This window comes from Corynebacterium sp. HMSC08A12, assembly GCF_001807485.1.
In the GTDB taxonomy this organism is placed as follows: Bacteria; Actinomycetota; Actinomycetes; order Mycobacteriales; family Mycobacteriaceae; genus Corynebacterium; species Corynebacterium evansiae.
Map to the genome: position 1 here is coordinate 174,979 of NZ_KV789190.1, position 12,571 is coordinate 187,549.

General features: G+C 65.4%; 12 protein-coding genes. 8 read left to right on the forward strand and 4 right to left on the reverse strand.

The features are described 5' to 3' along the window. Position 1 precedes the first annotated feature (1 nt). The 7 genes from HMPREF3166_RS09550 to pyk are packed head-to-tail and all read left to right on the forward strand — an operon-like array spanning position 2 to position 7,500. Positions 2 to 1,573, forward strand: a complete 1,572-nt coding sequence (locus HMPREF3166_RS09550) for an anthranilate synthase component I (RefSeq protein WP_070489066.1) — start codon at positions 2 to 4, stop codon at positions 1,571 to 1,573. Next, a complete protein-coding gene (locus HMPREF3166_RS09555) occupies positions 1,570 to 2,277 on the forward strand; it encodes a TIGR02234 family membrane protein (RefSeq protein ID WP_083293867.1) in 708 nt (235 codons plus the stop codon). The genes HMPREF3166_RS09550 and HMPREF3166_RS09555 overlap by 4 nt, the downstream gene beginning before the upstream one ends. 19 nt (positions 2,278 to 2,296) lie before the next feature. Beyond that, the gene (gene trpC, locus HMPREF3166_RS09560) at positions 2,297 to 3,106 is read left to right on the forward strand and encodes an indole-3-glycerol phosphate synthase TrpC (RefSeq protein ID WP_035005418.1); all 810 of its coding nucleotides are present in this window, start codon (positions 2,297 to 2,299) and stop codon (positions 3,104 to 3,106) included. Positions 3,107 to 3,124: 18 nt separating this feature from the next. Next, positions 3,125 to 4,414, forward strand: coding sequence for a tryptophan synthase subunit beta (gene trpB, locus HMPREF3166_RS09565; RefSeq protein WP_070489069.1), 1,290 nt, complete (start codon positions 3,125 to 3,127; stop codon positions 4,412 to 4,414). A 3-nt stretch (positions 4,415 to 4,417) separates the two neighbouring features. Continuing rightward, positions 4,418 to 5,188: a tryptophan synthase subunit alpha gene (gene trpA, locus HMPREF3166_RS09570; protein ID WP_035005416.1), complete on the forward strand. Its 771-nt coding sequence runs from the start codon at positions 4,418 to 4,420 to the stop codon at positions 5,186 to 5,188. After that, entirely contained in the window at positions 5,185 to 6,048 is an 864-nt protein-coding gene (gene lgt, locus HMPREF3166_RS09575; RefSeq protein WP_070489072.1) for a prolipoprotein diacylglyceryl transferase, read from the forward strand. Before trpA ends, lgt begins: the two co-directional genes overlap by 4 nt. Before the next feature lie 33 nt (positions 6,049 to 6,081). Beyond that, positions 6,082 to 7,500 carry a pyruvate kinase gene (pyk, locus tag HMPREF3166_RS09580; protein ID WP_049049430.1) on the forward strand — a complete coding sequence of 473 codons (1,419 nt, stop codon included), beginning with the start codon at positions 6,082 to 6,084 and terminating at the stop codon, positions 7,498 to 7,500. Here the strand turns inward: pyk and HMPREF3166_RS09585 are convergent. Together HMPREF3166_RS09585 and HMPREF3166_RS09590 are read right to left on the reverse strand one after the other, a co-directional pair. Beyond that, positions 7,482 to 8,714 carry an amidohydrolase gene (locus HMPREF3166_RS09585; protein ID WP_070489074.1) on the reverse strand — a complete coding sequence of 411 codons (1,233 nt, stop codon included), beginning with the start codon at positions 8,712 to 8,714 and terminating at the stop codon, positions 7,482 to 7,484. The two genes, pyk and HMPREF3166_RS09585, sit on opposite strands and share 19 nt — an antisense overlap. A 33-nt stretch (positions 8,715 to 8,747) precedes the next feature. Next, a complete protein-coding gene (locus HMPREF3166_RS09590) occupies positions 8,748 to 10,115 on the reverse strand; it encodes a DUF4921 family protein (protein WP_070489077.1) in 1,368 nt (455 codons plus the stop codon). Between the two features lie 98 nt (positions 10,116 to 10,213). Between HMPREF3166_RS09590 and HMPREF3166_RS09595 the strand changes: the two genes are divergently transcribed. Continuing rightward, entirely contained in the window at positions 10,214 to 10,603 is a 390-nt protein-coding gene (locus HMPREF3166_RS09595) for a hypothetical protein (RefSeq protein WP_070489080.1), read from the forward strand. On the opposite strand, the gene HMPREF3166_RS09600 is transcribed toward HMPREF3166_RS09595, so the two are convergent. Together HMPREF3166_RS09600 and HMPREF3166_RS09605 are read right to left on the reverse strand one after the other, a co-directional pair. Further along, the gene (locus HMPREF3166_RS09600) at positions 10,584 to 11,681 is read right to left on the reverse strand and encodes an HNH endonuclease signature motif containing protein (protein WP_246816988.1); all 1,098 of its coding nucleotides are present in this window, start codon (positions 11,679 to 11,681) and stop codon (positions 10,584 to 10,586) included. The two genes, HMPREF3166_RS09595 and HMPREF3166_RS09600, sit on opposite strands and share 20 nt — an antisense overlap. A gap of 116 nt (positions 11,682 to 11,797) precedes the next feature. Beyond that, positions 11,798 to 12,571 carry an amino acid ABC transporter ATP-binding protein gene (locus HMPREF3166_RS09605; RefSeq protein ID WP_070489085.1) on the reverse strand — a complete coding sequence of 258 codons (774 nt, stop codon included), beginning with the start codon at positions 12,569 to 12,571 and terminating at the stop codon, positions 11,798 to 11,800.

Below are 12,571 nucleotides of genomic sequence, written 5' to 3' on the forward strand. Positions count from 1 at the left end.
CATGTCAGACATGGGTGACAACACTTCCAGCAAGTCCATCGGCGACCTGACAAGCCTTGAGACCTTCCGCGAGCTCGCGGCCAACCACCGCGTGGTGCCCGTGGTTCGCAAGGTCCTCGCCGATGGGGAGACCGCCCTGTCCGCCTACCGGAAGCTCGCCGACGGCCGACCCGGCACGTTCCTGCTGGAATCGGCAGCGCACGGCCAGTCGTGGGATCGCTACTCCTTCATCGGCACCGGAGCCCGCTGCGCGCTGACCGCCAAGGGTGGCGTGGATGGTGGCGCGGCACGTTGGATCGGCCAGCCTCCGGTGGACATCCCAGAGGGCACCGACCCGCTAGATGCGATCCGCAACACGCTGGCACACCTGCAGACCGCCCCGATGCCCGGACTGCCACCGCTGACCAGCGGCCTGGTGGGCTACATGGGCTACGACATGATCCGCTACATCGAAAATGTGCCGGACACCTGCACCGACGACCTGAACATTCCCGACATGGTGCAGCTGCTGGTGGAGGACATGGCCGTCGTCGACCACTACGAGGGCACCATCTGGCTGATCGCCAGCGTGATCAACTGGGATAACTCCGACGAGCGCGTGGACGAGGCATACGCCGAGGCAGTCACACGTCTAGACACCATGGTGGAACGGCTGGCCACAGGCGTGGCAGGGGGCGTCACTACCTTCGAAACCCCCACACCTAAGTACCGCAGGCAGCGCACCTACGACGACCACCGCGAGCGCATCGGCAAAGTCAAGGAGCACATCAAGGCCGGCGATGCTTTCCAGGTGGTGCTCTCGCAGCGCTTCGAAATGGAGACCGACGTCGACCCGATCGACATCTATCGCATGCTGCGGGTATCGAACCCTTCGCCCTACATGTTCCTGGTTAACGTGCCTACCGAGGGTTTTGACGCCACCGCGTTCCACATCATCGGCTCCTCCCCGGAATCGCTGGTGCAGGTCCGTGACGGCAATGTCACGACGTTCCCCATCGCCGGATCCAGGCCGCGCGGCGAGACGGTGGAGCAGGACTTCGCCTTCGAGCGCGAGCTGGTCAACGACGAGAAGGAAAACTCCGAACACCTGATGCTGGTGGACCTGGGTCGCAACGACCTCGGAAGGGTCAGCGAGCCCGGCACGGTGGAAGTGCACGACTTCCGCCACGTGGAGCGCTACTCGGCGGTGATGCACCTGGTATCCGGTGTCAGCGGCAAGCTGGCCGCGGGGAAGACGGCGGTGGATGCATTCAATGCGACGTTCCCGGCCGGGACCCTGTCGGGCGCGCCGAAGCCCTCGGCGCTGAAGATCATCGACACGCTGGAGGACACGCGCCGCGGAGTGTACGGCGGCACAGTCGGCTACTTCGACTTTTCCGGCAACACCGACCAATCCATAGCCATCCGCACCGGGCTGTACAAGGACGGCACCGTGTACGTCCAGGCCGGCGGAGGAATCGTCGCGGACTCCGACCCGGAGGCGGAGGACCTGGAGACCCGCAACAAGGCCGCGGCGGTGCTGCGGGCGGTTGCTGCGGCGGAGACCATGAAGAACGCAGGGGAGAAGCAGTGAGCAAGAGCACGGCAGAGGACATAAAAGGGGACGTAACGCAGAAGGCCAAGCGCATCCGGCAGATCGCGCTGCTGTGCGTGGTGCTGAGCGCGGCGGGCCTGTGGGGCGCGAGCCGCCTGAAATTCGTGACCGTGGCCGTCGACGACGACAAGGCCGGGGCCTCCACCAAGGAGCTCGTGGGATCCGTGTGGGACCCCGCGCTGGTGCCGCTGGCGCTGGCGATGGTGGCCGCGCTGATCCTCTCGATGGCGGTGCAGCCCATGGTCCGGCGGGTGCTGGGTGTGGTGATCGTCGCGCTGGCGGCCACCGCCAGCTTCCGCGCAGTGCAGCTTCTAAGCAGCGACGTGGACCTGGCTCGCGCGCAGAGCCTGCTGCGAAGCGGCGCGGCCACGCAAAAGGAATCCGACCCGGTGCAGATCTCCGAATGGGCGCGAGTGATCAGCGGTGATGTGCACTCGCTGGGCATCGTGCTGGTGCTTGTCGCGGCGGCAATCGGTGTGATCGGTGGTGCGATCCTGATTCTGCGACCCGGCCAGGAATCCAAGGGACATAGCCGCTACGAGACCCCGGAGGTGCGCCGCGCGGACGCGGAGGAGGACCTCGCGGAGAATCCAGATTCAACCCGCGTTCTGTGGGATGCCCTGGATGCGGGGGTGGATCCGACCGAAGAATCCGATTTCTCCCGCACCAAGCAGGGGCGATAAGCTCAGGGGTGTGACACACATGACTGTTCTCGACCAGATCATCGCCGGGGTGCTTGAAGACCAGGCCGAGCGGGAAGCCAAGATCCCATACAAAGAGATCAAGGCCATGTCCCTGGACGCACCTCCGGCGCTCGACGCCCACGCCGCGCTGGCCGCCCCCGGGGTCAGCCTCATCGCCGAGGTGAAGCGCGCCAGCCCCTCTAAGGGAGATCTCGCCGAGATCGCCGAGCCGGAAGTGCTGGCTAAGGCCTACGAGGACAACGGGGCCACCGCCATCAGTTGCCTCACCGAGCAGCGCCGCTTCAAGGGCTCCCTCGAGGACTTCGACGCGGTGCGCCGCGCGGTGAACATCCCGCTGCTGCGCAAGGACTTCACGGTGAACCCGTACCAGATCCACGAGGCCCGGGCGCACGGCGCGGACATTGTGCTGCTCATCGTCGCCGCCCTCGAGCAGCAGCGCCTGGAATCCCTGCTGGACCGCACCGAGTCCCTGGGCATGACCGCCCTGGTGGAGGTCCACACCGCCGAGGAGGCCGAGCGCGCTGTCGCTGCCGGCGCCAAGGTCATCGGCGTCAACGCCCGAAACCTCAAGACGCTGGACGTCGACCCGCAGGTGTTCAGCAAAATCGCCCCAACACTTCCGGACGACGTAGTGAAGATCGCAGAATCGGGCGTCAAGAATAAAAACGACCTCAACGCCTATGCCGCAGCGGGCGCGGACGCAGTGCTCGTCGGCGAAGGCCTGGTCACCGCAGGTAACCCAGCACAGGCGTGCCGGGACCTTGCCGCAGCGGGGAAGCACCCCGCCTGCCCCCAAAAAAATTCCTAAGCGATAGCATATAAAACTGTGACTACCGAGAAGACCTTCAAGAACGCCGACGCGCAGGGCAAGCGTCTGCCGACGGTAGGCGAGATCCTGGCGACCGCCACCCACCACGAGCCCGACGAGCGCGGACACTGGGGTGACTTCGGCGGCCGCTACGTCCCCGAGGCCCTCATGGCAGTGATCGAGGAGATCACCGATGCCTGGGCGAAGGCCCGCTCGGACCAGGGCTACCTGGACCAGCTCGACGAGCTGCACCGCACCTACACCGGCCGCCCGTCGCCGCTGTACTACGCGGCCCGCTTCTCCGAGGCCGTGGGTGCCGAAGTGTGGCTGAAGCGCGAAGACCTCAACCACACCGGCTCCCACAAGATCAACAACGTGCTGGGGCAGGTGCTGCTGGCCAAGCGCATGGGCAAGACCCGCGTGATCGCGGAGACCGGCGCGGGCCAGCACGGTGTGGCCACGGCGACGGCCTGTGCGCTGCTCGGCCTGGAATGCCGGATCTACATGGGGGCTGTGGACGCCGAACGTCAGGCCCTCAACATTGCCCGCATGCGCCTGCTCGGCGCCCACGTGGAGGTAGTGGAGATCGGCTCCCGCACCCTGAAGGACGCCATCAACGAGGCCATGCGCTTCTGGGTTTCCAACGCCGACGACACCTACTACTGCTTCGGCACCGCCGCCGGCCCGCACCCGTTCCCGCAGATGGTGCGCGACCTGCAGCGCGTGATCGGTGTGGAGGCGCGCCAGCAGCTGCTGGCCGAAACCGGCAAGCTGCCCGACGCCGTGGTGGCCTGTGTGGGCGGCGGCTCCAACGCGATCGGCCTGTTCCACCCGTTCATCGAGGACGAAGGCGTGGACATCGTCGGCGCTGAGGCCGCGGGCGACGGTGTGGAGACTGGGCGCCACGCCGCGCCGATCAACCTGGGGCTGCAGGGCGTGTTCCAGGGTTCCTTCGCCGACCTGATGCAGGACGAGGACGGGCAGATCATCGAATCGCACTCCATCTCCGCCGGGTTGGACTATCCGGGAGTGGGGCCGGAGCACTCTAAGCTGCACGCGGAGGGGCGCGCCCGCTACCTGCCGATCACCGACTCCGAGGCCATGGACGCCTTCAAGCAGCTGACCCGCCTGGAGGGCATCATCCCCGCCATCGAGTCCTCTCACGCCGTGGCCGCCGCCATCAAGGTGGCCGCGGAGAAGCCGGGCGCCACGCTGATTGTGAACATTTCCGGCCGCGGCGACAAGGACGTCAACACTGCCGCGAAGTGGTTCGACATGCTGGATCAGAAGAGCGAGAAGGACAGCTAACCCATGACCTCCCGGCTTTCTAAGGTTTTCACCGACGCGCGCGCCGAGGGGCGAGCCGCACTCGTGGCCTACTTCCCGGCCGGCTATCCCACGGTGGCTAAGTCCAAGGAGCTTGTCGCCGAACTGGCCCAGCACGCCGACCTGATCGAGGTGGGTATTCCGTTCACTGACCCGATGATGGACGGCCCGACCATCCAGGCCGCCGCCAACGAAGCGCTGGCCAATGGTTTTCGGGTGAAGGACACTCTCGACGTCGTCCGCGCCGTTACCGAGGCCGGCGGCCAGGCCGTCATCATGTCCTACTGGAACCCCGTGCTGCAGTACGGCCCGGAGAAGTTCGCCGCCGACCTGGCCGCCGCCGGGGGACTGGGCTCCATCATCCCGGACCTGCTGCCGGAGGAAGCCGGCCGTTGGGCGGAGGCCTGCAAGGCCAACGACCTATCGCCGGTCTATCTCGTCGCGCCCTCCACCACGCCGGAGCGCATGGCCCTTACTGTTGACGCCGGCGACGGCTTCATCTACGCCGCATCCCACATGGGTGTGACGGGCGCGCAGGACGAGGTCTCCAGTTCCGCCGAGGAGCTGGTCGCCCGCGTTCGCGAGGCCACGGACCTGCCGGTGGCAGTGGGGCTGGGCGTGAAGACCGGCGAGCACGCGGCGAACATCGCTTCCTACGCCGACGGCGTGATCGTCGGCTCCGCGCTGATCCAAGCCGCAGCCGAAGGCAACCTGGGCGAGCTGGCCGCAGAGCTGGCGCGAGGCGTTCGCGCATGATCGCGGCGGCCATTCCTTCGCCACCGCAGGGTGTCTGGGAGCTAGGGCCCATTCCCATCCGCGCCTACGCGCTGTGCATCCTCACAGGTGTGATCGTGGCCTACTTCTGGACTCGCCGCCGCTACGCGAAGCTGGGCGGGGACCCGGAGGTCACCGTCGACGCGCTGCTCGTCGCCGTGCCCGCGGGCATCATCGGCGCCCGGATTTACCACGTGATCACCGATCACGACAAATACTTCGGCGAGGGCAAAGACCCCACCCAGGTGTTCAACATCACCAACGGCGGTTTGGGGATCTGGGGCGGAGTGGTTCTAGGGTCCCTGGCCGTGTGGCTGCTATTCAAGGCCAAGGGGCTGCCGCTGGGCACTCTCGCCGCCGCCGTGGCGCCGACAGTGCCGCTTGCGCAGGCCATCGGCCGGCTGGGCAACTGGTTCAATCAGGAGCTCTACGGCGGGCCCAGCGACGCACCCTGGGCGCTGGAGATCTATCGCCGTGTGGATGAAAGCGGCTACACCGCGCCGATCACCGGCCGCTCCACCGGGGAAGTGCTGGCCACCGTCCAGCCGACGTTCCTCTACGAGTTGATCTGGAACCTGCTCGTGGTCGTACTGCTGCTCGTCGCGGAACGCTACTGGCGCGTTGGCGGGGGCAGGCTGTTCACCCTCTACGTCATGGGCTACACCTTCGGCCGCTTCTTCATCGAAAACATGCGAACAGACGCCGCCACCACCGTATTCGGCGACGTGCGCATCAACGTTGTCGTTTCCGCAGTGGTGTTCCTCGCCGCGACAGCACTGTTCGTCTGGTGGACAGTGCAGCAACGCAAGGCTGAGGGCGTCACAAAAGAAGAAACGAAGTAGCGGGGACAACGGTGCGGGACTATCCTCGAGTCCGTGAATAGAAGAACCAAGATTGTTTGCACCCTGGGCCCCGCGGTCGCTTCGAAGGAGCAGATTCGCGGGCTCGTAGACGCAGGAATGAACGTTGCGCGCCTCAACTTTTCCCACGGCGAGCACGCAGACCACGAGCAGAATTACAACTGGGTTCGACAGGCCACCGATGAATCCGGCAAAGCCGTCGGTATCCTCGCCGACCTGCAAGGCCCGAAGATCCGCCTCGGACGCTTCGCAGAGGGCGCAACCGTCTGGGCGACCGGCGAGACCGTACGCATCACCGTCGACGACGTTCAGGGCACCCACGACCGTGTATCCACCACCTACAAGGGCCTGGCCCGCGACGCCCGCCCCGGCGACCGCCTGTTGGTCGACGACGGCAAGATCGCGCTGGTGTGCAAGGAAGTCGACGGCAACGACGTCGTGTGCGAGGTCATCGAGGGAGGCCCGGTTTCCAACAACAAGGGTGTCTCCCTGCCGGGCATGAACATCTCCGTGCCGGCGCTGAGTGAGAAGGACACCGAAGACCTGCGCTTCGCCCTGCAGCTGGGCGTGGACTTCATCGCCCTGTCCTTCGTGCGCAGCCCCTCCGACGTGGAGCTGGTGCGCGACATCATGGACGAGGTTGGCCGCCGCGTGCCGGTGATCGCCAAGCTGGAGAAGCCGGAGGCAGTCGACGCGCTGGAGCCGGTTATTCTGGCCTTCGACGCAATCATGGTCGCCCGCGGTGACCTGGGCGTGGAGGTGCCGCTGGAGGACGTGCCGCTGGTGCAGAAGCGCGCCATCCAGATCGCCCGCGAGAACGCCAAGCCGGTGATCGTGGCAACGCAGATGCTGGACTCCATGATCGAGAACTCCCGCCCGACGCGCGCCGAAGCCTCCGACGTGGCCAACGCCGTGCTCGACGGTGCGGATGCCGTGATGCTCTCCGGCGAGACCTCCATCGGCAAGCACCCGATCACCACCGTGGAGACGATGGCCCGCATCGTCCGCGCCGCGGAGATCGACGGGGAAGTACCGCCACTGACCCACCGCCCGCGCACCCGCCGCGGCGTGATTTCCTACGCAGCCAAGGACATCGGCGAGCGCCTGAACGCGAAGGCACTGGTGGCCTTCACCTCCTCCGGCGATACCGCCAAGCGCGTGGCGCGCCTACGCTCCCACCTGCCGCTGCTGGTGTTCACGCCGTCGCAGGCCGTGCGCTCGCAGCTGGCGCTGACGTGGGGCGTAGAGACGTTCCTCATCGAAGACGTGAAGTCCACCGACGAGATGATGGACACCGTCGACCACCACCTGCTGGCCATGCCGGAGTACAAGTACGACGACATGATGGTCGTCGTCGCCGGCTCCCCACCCGGGATTTCCGGCAACACCAACATGATCCAGGTGCACCTGCTGGGTCAGGAGCGGAAGAGGTAACTCAGCGTCGCGGCCAACGCCGCGTCGGTGGAGGTGCCCAGCGCCTCAATGCGCGGGGCGAAAGCACCGTGGTGGTTGCCCGGCACCGGATCCCCGGAAGCCCACAGCTCCGGATCCGTGGTGCCGATAGTCCAGAAAAGGTAGGGCACGTCGAAGTGACGGGGGATCTCCGAGAAGTCCTCGGAGGCTGTCCAGGGTTCGGCGTCAATAGAATCCTCCCCGAAGACCGCATCGAACACCGGGCGTACGTGCTCGAACGTGCTGGGGGTATTGTCGGTGAGCTCGCCGTGGGCGGAGTACTCGAACTCGGGCGGAAGCTCGCAGCCGGAAGCATCGCACTCGGCGCGGACGACCCGCTCGATGGCGGCGTAGGTCTTGTCGCGTACGTCCGTGTCGTAGAAGCGGCAGTTAAGCACCAGCGTGGCATCTTCCGGGATGGTGTTGTTCGTGTGCCCGGAGGACAGAGTGCCGACGGTGATGACGGCGAAGTCCGACGGGGCAACCTCGCGGCCGACGATGCCCTGCAGGCGGACAACGATCATCGCTGCCAGGAACGTCGGGTCGATTGATTCCTGCGGGCGCGAGCCGTGGGAGGACTTACCGTAGAGCTTGATGGTGATCGTGTCGCAGGCTGCCAGCACCGGACCGGGCGCGGACATGACGGTGCCGAGGCGGCCGGGTAGGACGTGCTGGCCCAGGCACACATCGGGGGTGGGGATCTTCTCCGCCAGGCCGTCGTTGATCATGTTGCTGGCGCCGGCGGTGACCTCCTCCGCGGGTTGGAACAGCGCAATGAAGGTGCCGTGCCAGGCATCGCGGCGCTCGTCGAGAACCGCACACAGACCCATGAGTGCCGCGGCGTGCATATCGTGGCCGCACGCATGCATCACCCCGTCGTTCTTGGAGGCATAGGGCAGCCCCGTCGTTTCCTGCACAGGTAGGGCATCGAAATCGGCGCGCATAAGCACGGTCGGCTCGTCTGCGCTGGTTGCCTCGCTGCTCGGGTTACGGAACACGGCGGTGACGCCATAACCCCCGATACCCGTGGTCACCTCACAATCCATCTGCGCTAACCGCGCGGTAATGTGCTTGGCGGTTTGCTCCTCCTGCAGCGACAACTCGGGGTTCTCGTGCATCCACTGGTAGAAGCTATCCTGCCAGCTCAGATCCACGCCGTGGTTTGCGATGAACTCTGCAATATCTGCGTTGCGCAAAGCGAAACTTGTCCTTTCTAGCGGATTAGCGGATTAGCGGATGGCCGGGTTGTACTTCAGCATGTTGGGGCGGGTGGCGCAGTCGTCGCCAAGGCGGATACCCGGGGCCAGCTGACCTTCCTCCTGAGCCTTAACCAGGGCATTGAGCACGCGCTCCCGGAGGTCCGCCGGGGAAATGGTGTTGATGAAAATCTTCGTGCCGCCTTCGAAACCGGCCATGGTGGACACACGCCACTTAATGACAATGCGCCAGGGCATCGGGACGTCAACGTCGAGGGGACGGTGCAGCCACTCCTCATTGCAGGAGATGTGCGGCCCGGCGGCGACGTGGCAGGCGTGAACCAAGTCCGAGACGGCATCGCGTTCGGCGTCAGACATCAGCCAAGGCTCGGTCGTGGCGGACTTGGAGAAAACCTCGAGGGTCGGCCAACGGTGCCCAAAACCAGCAAACGCGATGGCGTGGTCGTTTTCGGCGATGACGAGGTTGTGGCGGGCAGCGTAGTCGACGGCCCACTCGTTGTACATGTTCGGGTTCGCGCGGACCTGGGCGATCTCGAGCTCGTTCTGCAGGCCGTGCTCGTCGATGGCGACGAGCTGCTTGTGGAGGTGCTCGAAGCTGGCGCCCGCCGGGGCAAGCCAGTTCTGGAACGCGGCGACGTAGCGGACGTAACGGTTGGCGCGGTAGAGGCGATCCATGCCGTCGACGGTGAAGGCGATGAAGTGGCGGTGGTTCTCCCAGCTGAGAGTGCCACTGGAGGCCAACTGGTCGGTAGTGTCTGCGCCGGGGACGTAGTGGTCGCGGGCGATGATCACGTCGTGGCCGCCGGCGAAGAGCCCGGCGCTTTTCTCGTAGAGGGTTTGCATGCGACTTTCGGGGGAGAAGAGCTCGTCGAGTTCTTCTTGTGTGGTGCCGCCGGCGGACCACTTGGCGCGCAGGATCTGCTCGACGTGGTCCTGGCCGGCTTCCTCGGACAGGTAGTCGGTCATGTGCTTGGCGGCGGCGGGGTTCATCCGGTAGCCGTAGTTCAGGAGCCAGTAGTCGTAGGTAAGGATCTCGAAAAGGTTCGCCACGCGACGGAACAGCGGTTCGGTTTCCTCCAGCTTGCTAACCGGCAGTCCGCGCAGGATGTGTGCCTGCCCGTCCTCGTCGAGCACGAGGCGGGACTTCTCCGGCGGGGTGTCCAGCTTGCGGTTCAGGCCGAATGCGGTGGCGGAGTCGCGGTCGCCGACGGTGCGCACCTCTGGGCGGTGCTCGGCGATGGGGCGGTTGCCGCGGCCGGGTACGGTCCACACTTCGGTGCCGGAAAACGGGTTGACCTGTTTGATCGTTCCGTCCGGCAGGGTGGTCAGGGGCGGTACGGGCGCGGGGTGCGAAGCATGGGAACCAATCACGGCAAACATTCTAGTAGGTTTCATGTCCTGAAGATCACACCGCCGTGCACTGCGCCGACCCACCGCCGTGCTTGCTGTTCGCTGCTGCGTGCTGCCACACTAGGGGAATGCCAAAGATTATTTTCAGGCTGCTGGCTAACCAGGAGCAGCTGGCCGCTATCGAGCAGGATTTCCGCTCCATGATCTCCGCCCTCGGCGAAGCGTTCGAGGGCACGCTAAATCTCCAGTCCGGGCAAGCTGCAGACCCCGAACTGGTCACTACCTGGGTGGAGCTTTTCGGCGAGAGCCCCGACGAGGGCAATGACCCCGCCACCGGCGCCGAGCTAACCGTCGACGTTGTCCGCTATGAAATCGGCTCCGTCTCCGGCCTAGCGATGCACTTCGCCGAGCTCCTCACGGTCCGCGAGAAGGAACCTGCCGAGCCGCTTCTGCGCCAGGTCCAGGACGACCCTGGCACACCCCGCGTGCCTTGGCACGTCACTGTGGCTTCGGTATAACTCCTCTCGCGTGGGTGGTGAACTGCTCCCCGTGGTGGTTCACCCACTTGATCGTCCAGCCGCCATCGCTAGTGCTGGCTCTCCACTGCCCGTTGGTTTTCAAACTGTGGTGGGCGCGGCATAAGCACTGCATATTTCGCACATCCGTCGCGCCTCCCGCCGAGGGGTCCGTGTGGTTGTACGGCACGATGTGGTCTTTGTCGCACATCGGCGCGGGGTGTTCGCATCCGGGGAACCGGCAGGTGCCGTCCCTGCCGATGAGGAATTCCTTCATTTCCCTGCTTGGCGTGTACTGCTCCACGGCCGGCGGCACCGTCACGCTGTCCACGCGTTTGGCGAAGCTTTCGTACACGTCGGCCTGCTCGGTGCTGATTGCCCCGACTCCCGGGATGAACCCTGGGCCGCCTTCCCACCGGAAGACGTGGACGTGCACTACCGTGTTGGTTTCTTCGCCGCTGATCAGCCCCGCGATCACGTCCATCCGTGCTTGCGCGAGGTCGCAGTCTAGCTCCCCGGCCAGCACTTTCGCCTTCTTCGTTACTGCTTCCCACATGCGCTGCGATTGGTCTTTCGGCATGTTCAGCGTCCACCGGGAAAGCTCGGCGGTTCCGCCCAGCGTCGTCACGGATCCTTTAGTCGCGGAGCGTTCCTCCGCCGCCGCCTTTTCGCCTTCGGCAAATGGGGTGGGGAAGTCCCGCGCGATCACTTCGCACAGGTATTCGCCCAGTTCCTTCGCCGTCGGCCCCTCCTCGCGTGCACTGATGCAGTCCACCGCGTGCTTCTCCAGGTAGCGGTTGAACTGTTCTATGTCCATGATCGCCTGCCCCGCCTCGTCGGGCTCTGTCAGCTGTGCCGCGTAGGCGTTGCGCACCCGCCACACTTGCTCGAGGTGCCGCACGCCGATCACCCCGGCTTTCAGCGCCGCCAGCCCGAGCATGTTCATCACGGCGAGTATCTGCGCCGCGTGCGAGAACACTATCGCATCCGCCGTCCCCGCCTTCCGCAGCGCTTGTATCCGCGCCACGGTCGGGGCGTCGATCACGCTGTAGGCATACGCCGCGTCGACCCTGTTGCACATCCGCCGCATCTCGTCGGCATCCATTTTTGCCCCCTTCTTGTCCGAGCGCCGCTTACCTTACACACGGCCCCGGACAACCCCTCGCCCTTCTTAGTGACGCCCCCTCATTTTCACCCCTAGAGCAGGCTCGATAGGAACTCTTGGGTGCGTTCGTGCTGCGGATTTCCAATGACTTCCGCGGCCGGGCCGTGCTCGACGATCACGCCGCCGTCCATGAAAGCAACCTCGTCGGCGACTTCGCGTGCGAATCCCATCTCGTGGGTCACGACCAGCATCGTCATGCCGTCATCGGCCAGGCGGCGCATCACGTTCAGCACCTCGCCGACCAGCTCGGGGTCCAGCGCGGAGGTCGGCTCGTCGAAGAGCATCAGCTTCGGCCGCATTGCCAGTGCGCGGGCGATGGCCACGCGCTGCTGCTGTCCGCCGGAGAGCTGCACGGGGTAGGCGTCGGCCTTGTGGGCGAGCCCCACCTGGTCCAGCAGCTTGCGCGCATGCTCGATTGCCTCGTCCTTGTTCTCTCCGCGCACCTGCACGGGCGCTTCGATGATGTTCTCCAGCACGGTGCGGTGGGTGAACAGGTTGAAGTGCTGGAACACCATTCCGATGTCCACGCGCTGCGCCGCTGCCTGCTTCGGCGTCAGCTCGTAGAGGTTGCCGTTCTTCTCGCGGTAGCCGATCAGCTCGCCGTCTACTTCAATCCGTCCGGAGGTGACCTTCTCCAGGTGGTTCACGCAGCGTAGCAGGGTGGACTTGCCGGAGCCGGAGGGACCGATCAGGCAGGTCACGCCGCCGCGGGGGACTTCCAGGTCGATGCCTTTCAGAACGTCGAGCCGGCCGTAGCGCTTCCACACGTTCTTGATGGCAATCATCGGTGCGTTGGTTTCAGACAT